At 61.6% G+C, this 18175-nt stretch carries 20 protein-coding genes; 9 read left to right on the top strand and 11 right to left on the bottom strand.

The features are described from left to right. Positions 1-5 precede the first annotated feature (5 nt). The gene (locus ACMKFF_RS06990; RefSeq protein ID WP_349135290.1) at positions 6-437 is read right to left on the bottom strand and encodes a hypothetical protein; all 432 of its coding nucleotides are present in this window, start codon (positions 435-437) and stop codon (positions 6-8) included. A 166-nt stretch (positions 438-603) separates the two neighbouring features. On the opposite strand from ACMKFF_RS06990, the gene ACMKFF_RS06985 reads away from it, so the two are divergent. After that, positions 604-1158 (top strand): phosphoribosyltransferase family protein, encoded by a 555-nt coding sequence (locus ACMKFF_RS06985; RefSeq protein ID WP_349135291.1) that lies wholly within the window; start codon positions 604-606, stop codon positions 1156-1158. Between the two features lie 216 nt (positions 1159-1374). Here the strand turns inward: ACMKFF_RS06985 and spoVAE are convergent, their stop codons facing one another. From spoVAE to ACMKFF_RS06965, 4 genes are all read right to left on the bottom strand, one after another. Then, the gene (gene spoVAE / locus ACMKFF_RS06980; RefSeq protein ID WP_349135292.1) at positions 1375-1728 is read right to left on the bottom strand and encodes a stage V sporulation protein AE; all 354 of its coding nucleotides are present in this window, start codon (positions 1726-1728) and stop codon (positions 1375-1377) included. 1 nt (position 1729) lies between these two features. Further along, positions 1730-2737 carry a stage V sporulation protein AD gene (gene spoVAD / locus ACMKFF_RS06975; protein WP_419496489.1) on the bottom strand — a complete coding sequence of 336 codons (1008 nt, stop codon included), beginning with the start codon at positions 2735-2737 and terminating at the stop codon, positions 1730-1732. A gap of 97 nt (positions 2738-2834) precedes the next feature. Beyond that, positions 2835-3692, bottom strand: a complete 858-nt coding sequence (locus ACMKFF_RS06970; RefSeq protein WP_419496488.1) for a zinc ribbon domain-containing protein — start codon at positions 3690-3692, stop codon at positions 2835-2837. Beyond that, positions 3689-4291 (bottom strand): hypothetical protein, encoded by a 603-nt coding sequence (locus tag ACMKFF_RS06965; protein WP_349135295.1) that lies wholly within the window; start codon positions 4289-4291, stop codon positions 3689-3691. The genes ACMKFF_RS06970 and ACMKFF_RS06965 overlap by 4 nt, the downstream gene beginning before the upstream one ends. A gap of 170 nt (positions 4292-4461) precedes the next feature. On the opposite strand from ACMKFF_RS06965, the gene ACMKFF_RS06960 reads away from it, so the two are divergent. The 6 genes from ACMKFF_RS06960 (at position 4462) to ACMKFF_RS06935 (ending at position 9759) form a co-directional block, all read left to right on the top strand. Then, positions 4462-4884, top strand: a complete 423-nt coding sequence (locus ACMKFF_RS06960; RefSeq protein WP_419496487.1) for a MarR family winged helix-turn-helix transcriptional regulator — start codon at positions 4462-4464, stop codon at positions 4882-4884. Then, positions 4881-6416 carry a DUF1538 domain-containing protein gene (locus ACMKFF_RS06955; protein ID WP_419496486.1) on the top strand — a complete coding sequence of 512 codons (1536 nt, stop codon included), beginning with the start codon at positions 4881-4883 and terminating at the stop codon, positions 6414-6416. Before ACMKFF_RS06960 ends, ACMKFF_RS06955 begins: the two co-directional genes overlap by 4 nt. Beyond that, on the top strand, positions 6413-7075 hold the full coding sequence (locus ACMKFF_RS06950; RefSeq protein WP_419496485.1) for a P-II family nitrogen regulator: 663 nt from the start codon (positions 6413-6415) through the stop codon (positions 7073-7075). Before ACMKFF_RS06955 ends, ACMKFF_RS06950 begins: the two co-directional genes overlap by 4 nt. 325 nt (positions 7076-7400) lie before the next feature. Continuing rightward, the gene (locus ACMKFF_RS06945) at positions 7401-8897 is read left to right on the top strand and encodes a DNA methylase (RefSeq protein WP_419496484.1); all 1497 of its coding nucleotides are present in this window, start codon (positions 7401-7403) and stop codon (positions 8895-8897) included. A 10-nt stretch (positions 8898-8907) separates the two neighbouring features. Further along, positions 8908-9330: a hypothetical protein gene (locus ACMKFF_RS06940; protein ID WP_419496483.1), complete on the top strand. Its 423-nt coding sequence runs from the start codon at positions 8908-8910 to the stop codon at positions 9328-9330. A 15-nt stretch (positions 9331-9345) separates the two neighbouring features. Beyond that, positions 9346-9759 (top strand): hypothetical protein, encoded by a 414-nt coding sequence (locus ACMKFF_RS06935; protein ID WP_419496482.1) that lies wholly within the window; start codon positions 9346-9348, stop codon positions 9757-9759. 46 nt (positions 9760-9805) lie between these two features. Here ACMKFF_RS06935 and ACMKFF_RS06930 read toward each other — a convergent pair whose 3' ends face one another. Genes ACMKFF_RS06930 through ACMKFF_RS06920 form a run of 3 tightly spaced genes read right to left on the bottom strand, consistent with a single transcriptional unit; the run spans position 9806 to position 14249 of the window. After that, complete coding sequence (locus ACMKFF_RS06930) at positions 9806-11176, bottom strand: penicillin-binding transpeptidase domain-containing protein (protein ID WP_419496481.1); 1371 nt, start codon at positions 11174-11176, stop codon at positions 9806-9808. Beyond that, complete coding sequence (locus ACMKFF_RS06925; protein ID WP_419496480.1) at positions 11169-12905, bottom strand: FtsW/RodA/SpoVE family cell cycle protein; 1737 nt, start codon at positions 12903-12905, stop codon at positions 11169-11171. The genes ACMKFF_RS06930 and ACMKFF_RS06925 overlap by 8 nt, the downstream gene beginning before the upstream one ends. Positions 12906-12923: 18 nt before the next feature. After that, a complete protein-coding gene (locus ACMKFF_RS06920; RefSeq protein WP_419496479.1) occupies positions 12924-14249 on the bottom strand; it encodes an AI-2E family transporter in 1326 nt (441 codons plus the stop codon). 158 nt (positions 14250-14407) lie between these two features. Here ACMKFF_RS06920 and ACMKFF_RS06915 point away from each other — a divergent pair, with 158 nt between their 5' ends. Next, positions 14408-15385: a helix-turn-helix transcriptional regulator gene (locus tag ACMKFF_RS06915; protein WP_349135305.1), complete on the top strand. Its 978-nt coding sequence runs from the start codon at positions 14408-14410 to the stop codon at positions 15383-15385. Between the two features lie 80 nt (positions 15386-15465). Further along, entirely contained in the window at positions 15466-16122 is a 657-nt protein-coding gene (locus ACMKFF_RS06910; RefSeq protein WP_349135306.1) for a hydrolase, read from the top strand. 114 nt (positions 16123-16236) lie between these two features. Here ACMKFF_RS06910 and ACMKFF_RS06905 read toward each other — a convergent pair whose 3' ends face one another. The 3 genes from ACMKFF_RS06905 to ACMKFF_RS06895 form a co-directional block, all read right to left on the bottom strand. Next, positions 16237-17136, bottom strand: a complete 900-nt coding sequence (locus ACMKFF_RS06905) for a zf-HC2 domain-containing protein (protein WP_419496478.1) — start codon at positions 17134-17136, stop codon at positions 16237-16239. Further along, positions 17133-17627 (bottom strand): RNA polymerase sigma factor, encoded by a 495-nt coding sequence (locus ACMKFF_RS06900; protein WP_349135308.1) that lies wholly within the window; start codon positions 17625-17627, stop codon positions 17133-17135. Before ACMKFF_RS06900 ends, ACMKFF_RS06905 begins: the two co-directional genes overlap by 4 nt. A gap of 172 nt (positions 17628-17799) precedes the next feature. Further along, on the bottom strand, positions 17800-18093 hold the full coding sequence (locus ACMKFF_RS06895; protein WP_367927570.1) for a helix-turn-helix transcriptional regulator: 294 nt from the start codon (positions 18091-18093) through the stop codon (positions 17800-17802). Positions 18094-18175 lie beyond the last annotated feature (82 nt).

Here is an 18175-nt window from a genome sequence, read left to right as displayed (position 1 = left end):
CCGGCTCAGAGAAAGTGCTTCATTTCCTCGATATTGGCCTGCTCCGTCTGCAGCAGCCGCGTGGACAGGGACGAGACCTTCGGGTCCAGCACGCCCATGGCGCGCAGGTTCTGCATACTCTTGACCATGCCACGCGTATTGCCCTGCACGAGCATCTCGGCGATTCTCGCCGTCGTGTTCCGGCTACTGCGGACGCGCAGCTTCGCCGTGAGCATGGAGCCGTATTTTGCCAGCGGATTCACGCCGCTTAAGCGCACGCCGCGCTCGCGCAGCAGGCGGTCCGCCTCGGCGTAGATGCTGTCGTATTCCTTCCATTGGCTCCGCAGTGCGCTCTGCATGGCGGGATTCTGCGCCTCCGGCAGCACGGCCCGGATGCCGCTGCAGCCCATTTCCGTGCTCTGCCGGATGGAGCGGAGCATTTCGATCTCATTTTGCATGCTTTATCACCTCGCGCATAGCTTTCCACGAAAATTCCCGCCCATTCGCCGGAAAACCCAACTTTTTTTCTGCAAAGAAGGGCTCGGCATTGACAAGATTCGGGAATCGCGCTATAATATTCAAGTGCTGTTGCGCAGCAATTGGAAGTAAAAAGGAGAATGTCCGATGTATCATACCATGACAATTGCGGGGGTCCAGCGGGATCTGCCGATCTGCAAAGTTTCTGACGACCTCTATATTGGTGCATTTGTGATTTTCGGCGACGTCGAGCTGACGGTCAAGACGGCTGAGGCGCTGCTGAAGAAGGCGCCGGAGTACGACTATATGATCTCTGCCGAGGCCAAGGGGATCCCCCTGATCTATGAGATGGCCCGTCAGAGCGGCCAGAACAAATATTTCCTTGCGCGCAAGGCGCCGAAGCTCTATATGTCCGGCGTGTTCGATGTGAAGGTCAACTCCATCACGACGGCCAAGGAGCAGCATCTCTACCTCGATAAAGCCGATGCCGAGCTCATGCGCGGCAAGCGCATCCTCATCGTCGACGACGTTATCTCCACCGGTGAGTCCCTCGCCGCTGTCGAGAAGCTCGTGGAAGAGGCGGGCGGCATCATCGCAGGCCGTATGGCCATCCTCGCCGAGGGCGACGCCCAGAACCGCGACGACATCATCTACCTTGAGAAGCTGCCGGTGTTCCACGCAGACGGCACGATCAAGGAATAAGCAGAATTACATTGCCGCCGAACCCGAATGGGCTCGGCGGCATTTTGCTGCTTAGCGGCGGTTCTCGTTCTGATTCTGCTGCTGGCTCTGCTGTTGATTCTGCTGGTTTTGCTTCTGATTCTGCTTCTGGTTCTGATTGCGGTTTTCCATGGTGGAAAAGCCTCCTGAATTATGATTTCGCGGTTTTGCCGCGGCATTAGTATAACCGCCGCGGCTTCATTTATCCTTCGGCTTGAAAATGAGACTGGCAAGCAGGCCGAAGATCACGGCCGCCGTGATCCCCGCGGCAGAGGCAGTCAGGCCTCCCGTCAGGATGCCGAGCGCGCCGTCCTCGTCCACCGCCTTTTTGACACCGCGGGCCAGCGTATTGCCGAAGCCCGTCAGCGGAACGGTCGCGCCCGCGCCCGCAAAATCGACGAGCTTGTCATACAGCCCGACGGCACCAAGCAGGACGCCCGCTACAACATAGGCGACCAGAATGCGCGCCGGTGTCAGCTTCGTTCGGTCGATGAGGATCTGGCCGATGACGCACAGCAGGCCGCCGACCAGAAATGCTTTGAGATAGTCCATGTCAGCTCCTTTCCAGAACGACGGCGTGGCAGACAGCAGGAATCGACTCGCCCTGCTGGGTGGACAGCGGAGAGAGCAGCGCACCCGTTCCGCAGAACAGCAGGCGGCGCAGCTCGCCCCGCTCCATACGGGAAAGCAGCGGCCCGCACAGAACAGAGGCGCTGCACCCGCAGCCGGAGCCGCCGCAGTGCACGTCCTGCCGCCTTGTATCGAAGATCATCACGCCGCAGTCCTGCACGTCTGCGTGGATGCCGTCCTTCTCGAGAAGTCCGTGCAGAATTTCGCTGCCGAGCCTCCCAAGGTCACCTGTGATAATTGCGTCATAGTCCTCCGGCGCACAGTGCAGGTCATCAAAATGTGCCCGCAGCGTCGCAAAGGCTGCCGGGGCCATGGCCGCCCCCATGTTGTTCGCATCGCAGATGCCGCGGTCGACAATGCTGCCGATCGTGGCGGCCGTGATGCGGATGCCGCGTTCCCCGCCGCCGAGCAGGACTGCGCCCGCGCCGGTGACCGTCCACTGCGACGTCGGCGTGCGCTGCCCGCCATAGCCCAGCGGGAAGCGGTACTGCCGCTCGGATGAGGCGAAATGCGACGAGGTCATGGCCAGCGCCGTGCGCGCGAAGCCCCCGCTGACGGACATGGCTGCAAGCAGCAGAGATTCCGCCATCGTCGAGCACGCGCCGTAAAGACCCAGCGTCGGCACGCCGCGGTTGCGCAGGCTGAAGCTCGAGCCGATGCACTGATTCAGCAGGTCCCCGGCAAAGGCCGCGTCAAGATCCGCATCGGTCAGCCCGGCCTTTTCCAGCGCCAGCTCCAGCGTCATCTGCTGCATGCGGCGCTCGGCCCGCTCCCAGCTCTTTTCGCCGAATGTCGTATCCTGCACCGTTGCCGTAAACTGATCGCCGAGCGGCCCCTCGCGCTCCTTTTTCCCGGCGACGGAGGCGAAGCCGCGCACGACCGGCGGCTGCGGAAAGCGGATGCTCTGCCGCCCCATGTGATTCGTTCCCATGAACGTTCCTCCGATCATTTGATTCGGATATAGTATGCCGTTTTCGTGCGAAAAAATTGCGGTGCAAACACAACGTTCACACCGCAATTTTGACAAATCATTTTTCGGGCTTCTGCAGCAGCGGCCACAGGCGGAGCAGCAGGAGAGCCAGCAGCACCCGGATCGCCGCCCACGCCAGCAGACTCGGCACGGCAAGCAGCCGCCCGCCGCCGCGGCACAGGCCATCAAAGAAGGCCAGCGGGAAAAAGCCGGAGAACAGGCTCTCCGAAAAAAGGCCGGAGAATGCGCCGAGCACCATGGCAAGCGCAAGAAGTACATTGATGCCGAGCATCACGCTGCACGGACCGGGGCCCTGCTTTTCGCGCAGGGTGCGCCAACCGAGAGCCCGCAGAAAGCGGCGGCTCACGCAGAAATACACCAGACTGATCGCCCAGATGATGAGCAGACCGATATAGCCGCTCAGCACGCGCGACCGCGCAAAGTCCGGCAGGTGGAAGGGGAAGAGATATAGGTGCAGCGGCAGGCACAGGACCGTCAGTAGCACGAATTCCATCCAGGCAGCCGCACGAAACGCGCGATAGGCCGTCAGCGGAACAGGCTCTTCCTTCCGCGCCGCGCGCCATGCCAGCCACAGACCGGCGCACAGGGCAGCGGACGGCAGGAAGAAGAAAAACGCCGCGCCGCCGAACAGGCGGCCGTCCTTCGGCAGGAGAACGCCGACAGAGGCGGCAAGCTCGTGGAAGCCGTGCTGCATGGCGGGGAACAGCAGTGTCAGCAACAGGAACAGGACAAGGCCCGCCGTGGAGACCGCTGCCGTGAGCAGACACAGGCGGGATGCAGCCACATGCTGCAGGCGCAGGGGAACGGGCTGCGGGCCCTCCGGCAGCGTTGCGCCGCAATGGCGGCAGAGGCGGGCGTCAGCGGCATTCTCGGTGCCGCACTGCGGGCAGGTCATGATGCATTCTCCTTTCCCTCGGGCGGCGCGATGCGGACGGCCCGGAGCGACTCGCCGGGATACCAGCCCTCGGGCATGGCAAGGGCAGCCAGCTCGTCCGTCTGGCAGGCAATGTAGTGGATCGTCCGCGTGGATTCCTCCAGCAGGACATATTCGGAGTTGTCTGTGTCGTGGAGCATCCAGATATAGGCGGGCAGGCGGAAGAGCGTCGTGTCATAGGTTGCGCCGAGCGCCGCGAGGCGATCGACCTCCGCCTGATAGTCCGCGGCGGAATAGCGGCAGGACAGGCGCGTGAACAGCTCGTCCTGCAGGAGCGTATAGCGATAGAGGTGGTGGTAATCCCGGTCCTGCGCACGCTGCAGCAGCGCATCGGGCGGGAAGATCGGGAAGAGCTCCTGCATGCGCGGCGGCGCAGCGCTCTGCGTACCGTCCGCATCGCCGGTGGAGGTCAGGTTGGAGAGCAGGTCAAAAACGGCGCTGCCGTGCCAGGTCTCGCCGCCGGTGTTGCCGTAATCGGCCAGATCCGTCGTCTGCACGATGGCGCAGCCGCTCAGCAGGACAGCAAAAAGCAGCGCAAGGGCAAGCAAGCATTTTTTCATGGAAGGCCTCCTCCACCGATATATTCTCCGGTTTCTTCTTTGCTAGTATACCATATGGGCAGAGGAAAGTCAAATGTCGCTGCAGCGGTGAAAAAGGCTTGCCTTTTCGGGTTTGGTATGGTATTATATTGCTAATAGTGTTAGCAATATAAGGAGAACCAACAAAGACCATGGACTATTCCGCACTTGCAGCCGAGCTGCTGTCGTTCCGGACGGCGCTGCACCATCTTCCTGCCGTCCGCGGGCTGGACGAGCTGTCCGGCGGCGAATATTTTGTCCTGCATTTCCTGCTGCGCCACGGCGGAACGGCAGGGCCGTCCGAGCTGAGCCGCTCTCTGTATGCCAGCTCCGCGCGCATCGCCGCCCTGCTGAAGCATCTGGAGGCCAAGGGCTGGATCGTCCGCACGCCGGATGCTGACGATGAGCGCCGTGTGGACGTCGTCCTCACAGAGGCCGGCGCTGCATGCATCCGGGAGCGGCTGAGCGCGGTGCTGGATGAGGTCTCCGGCCTTCTGTCGGCGCTCAGCCCGGAGGAGGCGGCGGAATATGTCCGACTGCAGCGCAAGCTGCTCGAGAAGGGAGGAACCGTTTGAAAAGACCCATCGACTGGCGGGAGGACCGCTCTGCCGTGCGAGAAAAGGTCGCCGAATCGGCACACTGCGTGCTGCCGATCGTTCTGATCGTCGTTCTGCTGTGCCTGGCCGCCGCGCCGATGAAGCCGGACCTGCTCCTGAGCTTTCTCATCGGCGGCGTGATGCTGGTCGTCGGCATGGGCCTGTTCTCGCTCGGCGCGGAGCAGTCCATGACGCCCATCGGCACCAAGATCGGCACGGCGCTGACGCGCACAAAGAATCTGCCGCTCATCCTCGGCGTGAGCTTCGCGCTCGGCTTTGCCATCACCGTGGCCGAACCGGACCTGCAGGTGCTGGCGGAAACCGTGCCGCACATCAGCAGCACGGTGCTCCTGCTCACGGTCGGCGTGGGCGTCGGCCTGTTTATGGCCGTGTGCATGCTGCGCATCGTCACGGGCGCGAACCTGCGCTGGCTGCTGATCGGCTGCTATGCGCTCATCTTCCTGCTGGCCGCCTTTTCAGACCCCGATTTTCTCGGTATCGCCTTTGACTCCGGCGGCGTGACGACCGGCCCAATGACCGTGCCGTTCATCCTCGCCATGGGCCTCGGCGTATCGAATATCCGAAGCGACCGCCGCGCGGAGGCAGACAGCTTCGGACTTGTGGCGCTGTGCTCCGTCGGGCCGATCCTCGCGGTACTGATCCTTGGCTTTTTCTATCAGGGCAGCGACGCCGTTGCCGACCTCAGCTCGGCCTCATTCGGCAGCTCGACTGCCATCGGCGGCGCGTTCCTCGCCTCCGTTCCGCTCTACCTCAGAGAAATGGCGATCTCCATGCTGCCGATCGTGGCGATCTTCTTTCTGTTTCAGCTCACGCTGCTGCGCCTGCCGGGCCGCAGCCTTGCCAAGATTCTTATCGGCATTCTCTATACCTATGTTGGCCTTGTCCTGTTCCTCACCGGCGTGAACGTCGGCTTTTCGCCGCTCGGCGCGGAGCTGGGTGCAGAGCTGGCCGTGCACGGCTGGCTGCTCGTTCCGCTCGCCATGGTGCTTGGCTGGTTCATCATCTCGGCCGAGCCTGCCGTCGGCGTGCTGGAAAAGCAGATCGAGAGCGTCAGCGCTGGCGCGATCCCCGGCAAGGTCATCCAGCGCAGCCTCTCCGTCGCCATCGCGCTGGCCATGGGTCTTTCCATGCTGCGCGTGCTGACGGGAATCTCCATTCTGTGGTTCCTCGTGCCCGGCTACGGTATTGCGCTGGCGCTGTCGTTCTTCGTGCCGGACATCTACACGGCCATCGCCTTCGACTCCGGCGGCGTGGCCTCCGGCCCAATGACGGCAACATTCATGCTCCAGTTCGTCATGGGCGCAAGCAGCGCGCTCGGCGGCAATATCCTGCGGGATGCCTTCGGCGTGGTAGCCCTTGTCGCCATGATGCCGCTGCTGTCCATTCAGGCCGTCGGCTTCGTCTATGAGCGCCGCGCAAAGCGCGCAGCCGTGGCCCCGGAGCACTACGGCGACTTCGACATTGTGGAGCTTTGGGAGGATGCGGCATGAATTATGTGATCTCCATCATCGCGCCGGAGCGGCTCGAGATCCTCACGGACCTGTGCGGGGAGCTTGGCCTGCCGCTGACCGTCACGCTCCATGGGCGCGGGACGGCCGTGCAGAGCATGCTCGACCTGCTCGGCATCGAATCGAATGAACGCCGCGTTGTGCTGACGATCGCCGACGCGGAAAAGACGGCAGCGCTGATCGCCGCGCAGAAGCGGCGGCTGCACATCGGCGTGCCGGGGCACGGCATCGTCATCGCCGTGCCGATCAAAAGTGTAGGAGGAGGAAATACGGTGGCATATCTGAACGGCGGGAGAAGCCCGAAATACACGCCGGACCTGAGCTGCGCCTATGAGCTGATCATCGCCATTGCAAACGAGGGCGGCACGGATGCCGTGATGAACGCGGCGCGCGCAGCCGGAGCCAGAGGCGGCACAGTCCTGCACGGCAAGGGGACCGGTGCAAAGGGCGCCCCGAAATTCTACAATATCTCCATCGCGGCGGAGAAGGAGGTCATCCTTATTGTCTCTGCGGCGGAGCAGAAGGCCGAGATCATGCGCTCCATTCTGCGCAAGGCAGGACCGGACAGTGACGCGGGCGCCATCGTCTTCTCGCTCCCGGCCTCGGCCGTGGCGGGCTTCGGTCTGCTGGAGGAGAATTGAACAGCAACACGAATTGGGCCGGGGCGAAAACGCCCCGGCCTAAACTGTCAAAAAACAGCCAAGCCGAAAGTTTCGGAGGGAAGAAAAGTATGAAAGGAAACCGTCAGGGTGTCCTTTCGCGTTCAATCACCCGCCGCAGCGGCAGAATTGCAAAATAATACTACAAGAATTTATTTTGCAATTCTGGGGGGCAGCTTGGCGAAAAAGGCCCGAAGGGACTTTTTTGACAAGCTGAGCCGGAGCCAAACGCTCCGGCTCTTTGTGCAGGTGTTGTAATCTCCGGGCCGCTATGGTAAAATAACAGAAAACAACGGAGGAGGAAACGATGAAGCAGCGCACCTATCTTGCCATTGATCTCAAATCGTTTTACGCCTCCGTCGAGTGCCGCGAGCGGGGGCTGGACCCGCTGAACACGAACCTTGTCGTGGCGGATGAGTCGCGGACGGACAAGACGATCTGCCTTGCCGTCACGCCGACACTCAAGAGCTATGGCATCTCCGGCCGCGGGCGGCTGTTCGAGGTGCGGCAGCGCGTCCGCGAGGTCAATGCCTGGCGGCAGGCCCGCGCGCCGGGCAGAACGCTGACCGGCAGCTCACACCAGTTTTCCGAGCTGCAGCGCGACCCTGCGCTGGCGGTGGATTTCGTGATCGCACCGCCGCGCATGGCCTATTATATGGAATACAGTACGCGCATCTATGAGATTTACCGAAAATATATCGCACCGGAGGACATCGTCGTCTATTCCATCGACGAGGTCTTCCTCGATGTGACGGACTATCCTTATGACTGCACCGCCCACGAGCTGGCGCAGACCATCATCCGCGACGTACTCGAAACGACCGGCATCACGGCGACGGCCGGCATCGGAACGAATCTCTTCCTCGCCAAGGTCGCCATGGACATCGTGGCAAAGCACATCCCGGCTGATGAAAACGGCGTGCGGATCGCAGAGCTCGATGAAACGAAATTCCGCAGGGAGCTCTGGCCACACCGGCCGCTGACGGACTTCTGGCGCGTCGGCCGCGGCATCGCCCGCAGGCTCGAGGCGCACGGCATGTTCACGATGGGGGACGTCGCGCTTTGCTCCGAGCAGAACGAGGAGCTGCTCTACCGCCTGTTCGGCAAGAATGCGGAGCTGCTCATCGACCACGCGTGGGGCTGGGAGCCCTGCACCGCCCCGTCCATCAAGGCCTACCGCCCGTCAGAGAACAGCCTGAGCTCCGGGCAGGTGCTGAGCTGCCCCTACGAGGCGGCAAAGGCCCGGCTTGTTTTGCGGGAAATGGCGGATCAGCTCTCGCTGGAGCTGGTGGAAAAGGGCCTCGTGACGGACCAGGTCGTGCTGACAGTCGGCTATGACATTGAGAATCTGACGGACCCGGCCCGCCGCGCCGCCTATTCCGGCCCGGTGGAGCAGGACCGCTACGGGCGGCGCGTGCCGAAGGCCGCGCATGGCGCGCAGAAGCTTAACGCACCGTCGTCCTCCACACGGCGGATCATGGAAGCGGCCTCCGCCCTGTTTGACCGCATCGTGGACGGTGGGCTGCTCGTCCGGCGCATGTATCTCGTCGCCGCGCACATCGTCCCGGAGGACGAGGCGCAGCCGGAGGAGATGGAGCAGCTGGACCTGTTCACCGATCTTGCCACCGAGGACGCCCGGCGCGAGGCGGAGCAGGCGGCGCTGGCGCGCGAAAAGAAGCTGCAGGAGACGACGCTGGCCATCAAGAAGAAATTCGGAAAAAATGCCATTCTCAAGGGCATGAGTCTGGAGGAGGGCGCAACGGCCCGCGAGCGAAACGCCAGGATCGGCGGGCACAAGGCATGAGGAGGAATACATGACCGGAAAATATGACGCGATCCTGCACCTGCCGCACCATGTCTCCAAAAAGCACCCGCCCATGCCGATGGCCGACCGCGCGGCGCAGTTTGCGCCGTTTGCAGCCCTGACCGGCTACGACGCGGCCATCCGGGAAAACGCGCGCCTCACGCAGGAGCGGATCACCCCGGCAGAGGCGGAGCTGGCCGCGCTTGACCGGCGTTTCCGTCTGCTGCAGGAGCATCTGGAGGAGCAGCCGGAGGTACGCCTGACCCGGTTCCGGCCGGATAAACGGAAATCCGGCGGAGCCTATGAGACCGTCAGCGGGATCGTGAAGCAGATCGATTCCATTGCACGCCGCATCCGCCTTCTGGACGGAACGGACATCCCTATGGACGATGTGCTGACGCTGGACGGCGCGCTGTTTGATGTTTTGGATTAAGGGAGAGAGAAAACCATGAAAGAGCTAATGAAAACAAATGTCTATGACGTCGGGGAATCGGTGCTCATTGTCGGCAGCTGCCTGCCGGACATGGAGCCGGAGGGCTTTGCGCAGCTGTGCGCATCGTCCGGCCATGTGTTTGAGCTGTGCCTCGAACAGACGCATATCAACATGGCCATCACGAAGATCAGCGCCATGCTCTACACCGGCAAGATCCGCACGCTGCGCTTTGCGACGGTCGACCGCTCGCCGCACTGCGTGCAGATGCACTACATCCAGAACGAGCTGCGGCGAATGATGGACCTCTCCGCCGTGATGATCGAAAATTACGTCGTGGAGAACGGGAAGCTGACGAAGCTCTCGCCGGAGCTCATCTATCTTTCCAAGCACCTCGGTGAGCTGTCCCGCCGGATGAACGAAAATGTATAAAAAATCCGCAGGATAGGAATTTACCCATCCTGCGGAGCTTTTTTGCTTAATCGGCGTCCATGGCGACCACACAGGCGCTGAGCACCTGGCTGAGGATCGGCGTGCACACGGACGCACCGCCGCCGCCCTCCTCGACCACGACGATGAAGGCGAGGGGATAGTCGCTGTCCTGCAGGAAGCCTGCAAAGACGGCGTTGGCAGCCTTTCCGCCGCCGTTTTCCGCCGTGCCGGACTTTCCGCCTGCGTATAGTCCGGCGAAGTTCCACTCGCCGTAGACGTTGACGACGGCATTGTGCATCATGTCCGCAAGGCGGTCGGCCGTCGTGCTGTCGAGCAGACGTCCTGTGGAGCTTGTGGAGGCCTTGTACTTGACCGAATCACCGTATGTGACCTCCTTTACGAGGTATGGCTCTGCGGCGGAGCCGCCGTTTGCGATCGCGCCCATATAGGTCATATACTGGCAGGGATTGATCTGGTCCGTATACTGGCCGATGCCGGCCCATGCCAGCTCGGATTCCGCCGCATTGGAGACATCAAAGCTTCCGGCGGCCGTCGTCGTGCCGTCAAAGCTGTAGCGGCGCGTGACGCCGACCTGCTCGGCATAGCGCATCAGCGTCTTTGGGCCGAGCTCCGCTGCGATCTCGCCGAAAACGACGTTGCAGGAGTGGGCCAGCGCCTCTTCAAAGTTCAGCGTGCCGTGCACGCCGTTGCACTGGATGGTCTCGCCGCCGATGACGGCGCTGCCCTCGCAGGTGAACGTCCGGGATCCGATATCCGGGATCTCATCCAGCGCGGCCGCAGCCGTGACGAGCTTGAAGACGGAGCCAGGCGTATAGGTAGCATGCAGGAAGCGGTTGACATACACGCCCTCATAGGTCTCGGGGCTGCCCTCCACGTCCGGCACATCGTCCGGGTCGTAGGTTGGGGAGGAGACGGCGCAGAGGATCTCGCCCGTCTTGTAATTATAGACGCCGACGGTGCCCTTGCGCCCGTCGAGCGCGGCCAGCGCCGTGCGCTGCACGTCTGCGCTTACGGTCAGCATCATCCGGCCCTCGCGCTTGCCGGTGGAATAGGTGCCGTTGATGCGGTCAAATCCGACAAGCTCCGAACCGTATTCCTGCAGCAGGAACGGCGTGATATTGCCCTCACGGTCGCCGAGCAGGTGCAGCATGCTGCGGCGCAGCGAGGCACTGTCGGCATAGGACTTGCCGTTCGTGGCATCGAGCACGACGGTGCCGCCGCGGTCGACGATCTTGCCGCTGTTCATAACGCCGTCCGTATAGACATGGGGGCTGTTCTGGAACGTGACCCAGTCCGGCGAATCGATGAAGTAACGCACCACGATCACGCCCATGCCGAGCAAAAGCACACCCGCCAGCGCAAGTGCGAACCACGCGCGTTTTGCAAGCTTATTCAAGTGGCTCCACCTCCTCTGCCTTTGCGGTGCGGACCGCGAAGCTGGCGTTCTGGCGCGTGTCCGCCGCCTTGAGGAAGGCGATCAGGCCCCACGAGGCCAGCATGCTCGAGCCGCCGTTGGAAAGGAACGGGAACGTCACGCCGGTCAGCGGGAGCAGGTCCATCGTGCCGAACACGTTCAGAATGGTCTGGATGGTCAGGATCGCCACGGCGGCGCAGGCAGCAATGGTATAGAAGCTGCTGCGGCCGACCTTGGCCGAGCGGACGGTAAACACCGCAAGGATCACGATGACCGCAACGGCGCATAGGCCGATGATCAGGCCCCATTCCTCACAGAGGAAAGCAAAAACGAGGTCCGTATCCGCCGCAAACACATATTTGAGCCAGCCGTTGCCCGCGCCGAGGCCGAACAGACCGCCGGAGGCGATGCACATCATCGCGCGCGTCTGCTGGTAGCCGCCCGCAGAGGCATATTCCCACGCATGGCCCCATGTTGCAAAGCGGCGCAGGATATGCGGCCGGAAGCGAACGGCCAGAACGCCTGCAAAACCCGTGGCCGCGCAGGCCAGCGTGACCGTGGCAAAGCTGCCGGAACGCAGGAAGGCGATGACGAGGAACGCGACGAAGAAGATGAGCGCCGTGCCGAAGTCGTTCATCAGGGCAAGGCAGCCGCAGATGGCGGCGGAATAGACAATGAACAGGAACAGGTTCCGCTTCGTTACGACGCGGTCCATCGTAGATGCGCCGACATAGAGGAAGCAGAGCTTGACCAGCTCGGACGGCTGGAACGAGATGCCGCCAAGCGAGATCCAGTTGCGCGCGCCGTTGTTCTCCTGCCCGAACACCAGATTGACGAGCAGCAGGAGCATGCCGCCGACGGCGGCCAGATAGCGAAATTTCTTCGCGCGGGACAGGTCGCGCAGCGACCAGCCGATGATCAGATAGATCACGATGCCGCCGAGCAGGCAGATGAGCTGCTTTGTAAGATTGGCTGGGTTATCCGAGGCGATGACGGCAAAGCCGAGCGTACTGAGGAAAAAGGCCAGCGTTTCCACCTCGTAGCCGCTGCGGCGCATCATACGCAGCACGGCAAACAGCAGCCAGCCCACGGCCAGCAGGCCGAGGAAGCTCAGCACGACCGTTTGGGCCGTTTCAGCCTCCGCGCCCATCCAGAGCTGCAGCGTCGTCAGGAGCTGGAAGACCGTCAGCAGAAACAGGGTCAGCGCAGGGGAGGACTGATGGGCCGGGCGCGTGCGGCTGGCAAGCTGCTCCTCGAGCTCGGACTGCGTGACGGGTGCAAGCACCATGTCCACGCCGCCGAGCGAGATGGTATCGCCGTAGTTTACGGCAGCCATCTGGACCGGCTCGCCGTTGAGCGTGACTGCGCCGCGTGAGCCGATGTCCGTGAGGGACCAGCTGCCGTCATCATAGCGCGTGAGGACGGCGTGCGTGCGCGAAACGGTCGGGAAGTCCACGACGATGTCGCAGCCCTTCGCGCGGCCGAGGATATTCTCCCAGTGTGTCAGAGGGAGCTGATTGCCGTCCGGCATGACGAGCCATGCCCACGTCTCCGGCTCCCGCCGGAATTTCAGCAGCGGCCGGGCACAGCGCCACAGCAGCAGCACGGCCAGCACCGGCGCAAGGTAGCGCCACACGGTGCAGAACACCGAGACAAAGCCGGAGCCGCTTCCCTGAAAGTATTCGGCGGCAGAGGCAAAAAATGCGTCCATGGATTCCTCCTTTCCGGCTCAGCCGGGGGTATCGTCATAATCCGGGTCGTCGATCTCCATATCGTCGTCCGGGTCGATCTGTGTTTCGTAGGCAGGCTCCTCGGCAGCGCTCGTGTAGCTCGGCTCCGTCACAGGCGGCAGGTCGTCCACGGTGCGGATCGTGTAATACAGGCTCGTCTGCTGGGGATGGCGCTTACGGGCAAGGCGCTTGTTGACGCGGTCACCGATGACGGTGTAGAGCACGGCAAAGACCGGCACACCAAGAAGCATCCCGGCAAAGCCGAAGATACCGCCGAAGACCAGAATGGCAACGAGCACCCAGAAGTCCGAAATGCCGAGCTTTTCACCCAGAATGCGGTTTTCGATGATGTTGCCGTCGACCTGCTGCAGAATGAGAATGAAAATGCAGAAATACAGGGCGTTGACGGGCTTGTCGATCATCAGGAGCAGGGCCGAGGGCACCGCACCGAGGAAGGGGCCAAAGAAGGGAATGATGTTCGTCACGCCGACGATCGTGCCGATGAGCGCCGCATAGGGCATGCCCATGAACAGCACGCCGAAGTAGGTGATGACGCCGACGAGCACGGCGTCGATGATCTTGCCCATAACATAGCCGCCGAAGATGCTGTTCGTCCGGCGGGCCAGCTCCAGCAGGCGATCGGCATGCTGGCGACTGAAGACCGCCACGGTGACCTTCTTGGCCTGCGCACAGAGCTCTTCCTTAAAGATCAGGATATATACGGCCGCGACGATGCCGAGCAGGATATTGAAGATGACCATCACAACGCTGTAGACCGAGCTCGTCAGGCTCGTGACGATCACGCTGTAATCGAGCTTCCTCAGCCAGCCGATGACCATCTCCAGCGGGTCGCCGACGGTCTTTTCCAGGAAGGACTGGATGTCACTGTTCGTGAAAATGCCGCGGAACCACTTACTGATGGTCGCATAATAGCTTTCGAGCTTTTCGGGCTGCAGCAGCTCCTCGATGCTTGCAATCAGGTTCGGCACGATAAGAGCGATGAGTGCATAGACCGCAAGGCAGAACACCAGCACGGCAGCGCAGATCCCCGTGATCTTGCTGATGCGCGCGGCCATCCGATCGCTGAGGTTCCGTTTGGCAAGCAGCTTGTCCATGATCCGCTGCGTGACCTTCATAACGGGATTCATCAGATAGGCAAACAGGCAGCCGTAGAGCAGAGCGGCGATGATGTTGAGGAATTCGACGATCAGATCATAAAAGCCGCGCAGGTTGGAGAAAACGAGCCAGAACAGTCCGGCGGCGACAATCACAAGAAAGGCCGTGAGACCCCATTTGACATATTTTTCATTGCGATTCAGCTTCATAGCGTATCCTCGTGTCATGATATTCTATTCTAGGATACCACGAAGCGGCGGAATCGTCAAGCAGAGAAGTCCTGCGGGAAATTTTTTTCCATTTCCCAAAACGGGGCTTGCAATTTATGGCGCCGGTGTGGTATGTTGACAGCAGAGGTGAGAGTACCATGGCAAAATCGGAACGGCAGAAGCTGAAGCTCCTCATCCTTCGCGATTATCTGCGCAGCCACACGGACGAGCAGCACCCGGTGTCCATGCAGCAGATTCTTGCCGCGCTGGAGGGCGAGGGCATCCGTGCGGAGCGCAAAAGCGTCTATGATGATCTGGACACCCTGCGCGATTACGGCATGGAAATTCGCAAGGTCAGCGGCAAAAACGGCGGCTATTATGTGCCGGAGCGTGATTTCGCCCTTTCAGAGCTGAAGCTGCTCGTCGACGCCGTGCAGGCAGCGCGGTTCCTCTCCGAAAAGGAGTCCATGGCCCTGATCCGCAAGCTCGCCGCCCTCTCGAGCGCGCACGAAGCGGAGCTGCTGCGGCGCGAGGTCGTCGTTACCGGCCGCGCCAAAAGCGGCAGCGAGGACGTCTGCCGCAATGTCGATACGCTGCATGCGGCCATCGCCGGGAACAGCCGCATCACGTTCCGCTATTTTGACTGGGATCTGCAGGGCCGGCGCCGCTTCCGGCCGAAGACCTATGAGGCAAGCCCCATCGCGCTGTGCTGGGAGGACGAGAACTATTATCTCGTGGCCTACGGCGCGCCGCACGGCCTGACGCACTACCGCGTGGACAAGATGACGGAGATCACGGCGACGGGCGTCCCGCGCGAGAGCAACGACGAGACGCGCTCCTTTGACCCGGCCGTCTATTCCCAGCAGGTGTTCGGCATGTTCCGCGGGGAGCAGTGCCGCATGAAGCTGCGGTTTGAAAACTCGCTGGCAGGCGTTGTGCTCGACCGCTTCGGCCGTGACCGCCTGCTCGTGCCGGACGGGCCGGACCACTTTGTCTTTCAGGCGGATATCTCCGTTTCACCGACGTTCCTCGGCTGGCTCGCAGGCTTCGGCGGCCGGGCGGAGATCGTGTTCCCGGCGTCGGCGGCGGAAGCCTACCGCGATTTTCTGCGTCGTGCGCTTTCCGCAGCAGAGTAAGGCAGAACGGAAATGATTTGTTCTCAAAGTATTCATAATTTCGTGGTATACTGGCAAAAAAGAGACAGGAGGACTCTTGTATGGAAAAGCAGCCCCCCAACATCGACAGCCGCCTGCGCCACATTCTGCGTATGCCGCAGGAGATCTATCAAGCAAGCGGCATCATCGTCAACGGCCGCAGGCTGAAGAGCTTCGTATTCACGACCGATCTGGCCATTATCCGGAACTGCGACGCGGACGCCGTATTTGCCGTCTATCCGTTCACACCGCAGCAGGCCATCAGCGACGCGATCATCAAATATTCCTATGTCCCCGTATTCTGCGGCGTCGGCGGCGGCACGACGCGCGGCCTGCGCACGGTGCAGCTTGCGCGCGACGTCGAATCGCAGGGCGCGATGGGCGTTGTGCTCAATGCGCCGATCAACAATCTGAATCTCCGCGCGGTCTCCGGCGTGATCGATATCCCGACCGTCATCACCGTGACAAAATTCGGCACGGACTTCGAGGCGCGCATCGAGGCCGGAGCCTCCATTCTGAACATCGCAGCCGCTGCGCAGACGCCGGAGCTTGTGCGGGAGGCCCGCAAGGCCCTGCCGGACGTGCCCATCATCGCAACGGGCGGCAAGACCGGCGAGAGTATCCTGCGCACCATCGAGGCAGGTGCAAACGCCATCACCTATACGCCGCCATCGACGTATGAGCTGTTTCAGGAAATGATGAAGGGCTATCGCGAATAAACAAGCCAATTTTTTTGACAAGCTGAGGACCGCTGCGCGACGCAGCGGCCCTTTGCATATTTTTGAATTTTGATATGCCTGTAGCGTTGCTCAGTGAGCGCCGCTGAGCGGGTATCAGGCGCGCTTTCTGCGCTCGAGTGCGTCGCGGATCAGCCCGTGCAGGAGCAGCAGCGCACAGTACAGCAGCAGCGCCGCGCAGAACACAAAGACAAAATCATGCGGCAGAGAATAGGTCGTGGCAGTGAGCCCCAGAAGAGTGACGTGCGCCAGCAGATAGGCGACCGGCAGCAGGATCACGCGCTCCGTCCAGACGCAGGCTCGCGGCTTCTTCCGGACAAAAATACGGACGAGCACAGCGGCTGCCAGAACGATCAGGGCTACAAAGGCATAGTAATTGAGTGTCAGGGACGGCAGGGCGATCATGCCGCCGGAGGCCATCGGCTTTCCCGCGAGATAAACGGCCTCCGTGCCGTCGTTTTCGCTATAGAGAACGGTGAGCGGCTTACCGCCCTCCGCCTTGAGCCGGGCGGCCTGTGTATGCGGGCCGGAGAACCAGCGCTCCCAGAGCGTCGACCAGGCCTCCACAAGGCAGATCTCGCGCAACGGATCGTCCGGATCGACAAAGCGCTCCGTCGAGACGTTGGCGACATCAGCACGGAACGTAAGCTCCAGCGCTCCCGCATCCTCCGTCACCTGCACAAGATCGTCCGTATAGGGAAAATAGATCGGAGCATTCAAAATGCCGGCTGCGGATATCACGGCCGTCAGGACAAACAGAGCCGTCATCACGATGATTTGCAGGCGCTTGCGCGCCAGCCTTTTCTGCAAATGCTGCAGGGGCGCGGCGTCCGGAGCGGGCTGCAGGGCAGGCGGGGCCTGTGTCTCCTGCAGGGCGGCGCGGCAGTCCGCGCAGGTGCGCAGGTGCTTTTCTACAAAGGCAGCGGTCTCCGGACTCGTAAGCCGCTCGGCATACAGCGGGAGAAGGTCCCGCACAATGCTGCATTCCTGATTCATGTTGATCCCTCCATGTTTTTTCGGATGATGGTTTTGGCGCGATGATAGGTCACGCACGCCCAGTTTTCCGATTTGCCGAAAAGCTGCCCAATGGTCCTGAAGCTCAGACCGCCGAGGGCCCGCCAGAGGAAGACCTCCTTATACGGCTCCGGCGCGCTGTGGAGCGCGGCCCGGATGCGTGCGGCATCGTCCCGGTCCGTGAGCTGCTCCTCGAGACTCGGGGCGGAAGCGGGGAGTGCTTCCATTTTCCCGTCATCCAGCAGCTCGATGCGGCCCATGCGCTTCTGCTCGGTATAGAAGCAGTTCTTCGCGATCTGGCAGAGCCAGACGCGGATATCGCAGGCCCCGCGGAAGCCGGGAAGTGCGCGCATGGCGCGGCAGAATGTTTCGCTCGTCAGCTCTTCGGCAAGCTGGGCATCGTGAGAAAGGGCAAGCAGATAGCGGTAGACATCATCAAAATAAATGCGGTAGATCTCCGCAAGCTCTGACACGGCGCCACCTCCTTTCTGCCAATAAGACCGCGCCGGAGAGAAAATCTTACAGGAATGCGAAAAAAATTTTCGCTGCGAATGGTGCCAGCCCCGTTCAGGCTGCAAAAAGGTCCGCTGTCAGGCATAACAGCGGACCTTTACATGCATTTGCGTTCTATCCCGTTTTCAGAAATCAGAAGCGGATGCGACCACCGATGAGGCGACCGGTAGCGGCAAGACGCTCGGCATCACGGCCACGCGGCTCCAGAACGCCATGAGCGCCCAGGACCATGAGGATAGCCAGATAGGTGTCCCAACCGAGGGGAGCAGAGCCGCGCTCCATCTCGGAGATCTTCTGACGGCTCTTGCCGACGGCATCACCGAGCTCTGCCTGAGACATCCGCATCTTCTTGCGGTAGGCGGGAAGCTCCTGGACGAGAGAACTGATCAGTTCACGCTGCTGTTCGGACTGTACAAACTGAGGCATAACTTTCCCAACTTTCTTTTTAAATTTCAGCCGCCTGCCAACGGCCGATTCCTGTAACAGGAAATTCAGCTCTGTGTGGAAG

Source organism: Faecousia sp. (genome assembly GCF_048519415.1).
GTDB lineage: Bacteria > Bacillota > Clostridia > Oscillospirales > Oscillospiraceae > JAZOXB01.
Note: the sequence above shows the minus strand (reverse complement) of the source record. Positions and strands in the feature narration are given on the sequence as shown.

Bases quoted from the DNA above. Each gene is read 5' to 3' on its own strand.
- ACMKFF_RS06940 (WP_419496483.1), top strand. From the start codon at position 8,908: ATGACCGGAAAATATGACGCGATCCTGCACCTGCCGCACCATGTCTCC.
- spoVAE (WP_349135292.1), bottom strand. From the start codon at position 1,728: ATGGACTATCTCAAAGCATTTCTGGTCGGCGGCCTGCTGTGCGTCATC.
- spoVAD (WP_419496489.1), bottom strand. From the start codon at position 2,737: ATGGGAACGAATCACATGGGGCGGCAGAGCATCCGCTTTCCGCAGCCG.
- ACMKFF_RS06895 (WP_367927570.1), bottom strand. From the start codon at position 18,093: ATGCCTCAGTTTGTACAGTCCGAACAGCAGCGTGAACTGATCAGTTCT.
- ACMKFF_RS06990 (WP_349135290.1), bottom strand. From the start codon at position 437: ATGCAAAATGAGATCGAAATGCTCCGCTCCATCCGGCAGAGCACGGAA.
- ACMKFF_RS06925 (WP_419496480.1), bottom strand. From the start codon at position 12,905: ATGGACGCATTTTTTGCCTCTGCCGCCGAATACTTTCAGGGAAGCGGC.
- ACMKFF_RS06960 (WP_419496487.1), top strand. From the start codon at position 4,462: ATGGACTATTCCGCACTTGCAGCCGAGCTGCTGTCGTTCCGGACGGCG.
- ACMKFF_RS06905 (WP_419496478.1), bottom strand. From the start codon at position 17,136: ATGAATCAGGAATGCAGCATTGTGCGGGACCTTCTCCCGCTGTATGCC.
- ACMKFF_RS06950 (WP_419496485.1), top strand. From the start codon at position 6,413: ATGAATTATGTGATCTCCATCATCGCGCCGGAGCGGCTCGAGATCCTC.
- ACMKFF_RS06920 (WP_419496479.1), bottom strand. From the start codon at position 14,249: ATGAAGCTGAATCGCAATGAAAAATATGTCAAATGGGGTCTCACGGCC.
- ACMKFF_RS06965 (WP_349135295.1), bottom strand. From the start codon at position 4,291: ATGAAAAAATGCTTGCTTGCCCTTGCGCTGCTTTTTGCTGTCCTGCTG.
- ACMKFF_RS06915 (WP_349135305.1), top strand. From the start codon at position 14,408: ATGGCAAAATCGGAACGGCAGAAGCTGAAGCTCCTCATCCTTCGCGAT.
- ACMKFF_RS06945 (WP_419496484.1), top strand. From the start codon at position 7,401: ATGAAGCAGCGCACCTATCTTGCCATTGATCTCAAATCGTTTTACGCC.
- ACMKFF_RS06970 (WP_419496488.1), bottom strand. From the start codon at position 3,692: ATGACCTGCCCGCAGTGCGGCACCGAGAATGCCGCTGACGCCCGCCTC.
- ACMKFF_RS06985 (WP_349135291.1), top strand. From the start codon at position 604: ATGTATCATACCATGACAATTGCGGGGGTCCAGCGGGATCTGCCGATC.
- ACMKFF_RS06935 (WP_419496482.1), top strand. From the start codon at position 9,346: ATGAAAGAGCTAATGAAAACAAATGTCTATGACGTCGGGGAATCGGTG.
- ACMKFF_RS06910 (WP_349135306.1), top strand. From the start codon at position 15,466: ATGGAAAAGCAGCCCCCCAACATCGACAGCCGCCTGCGCCACATTCTG.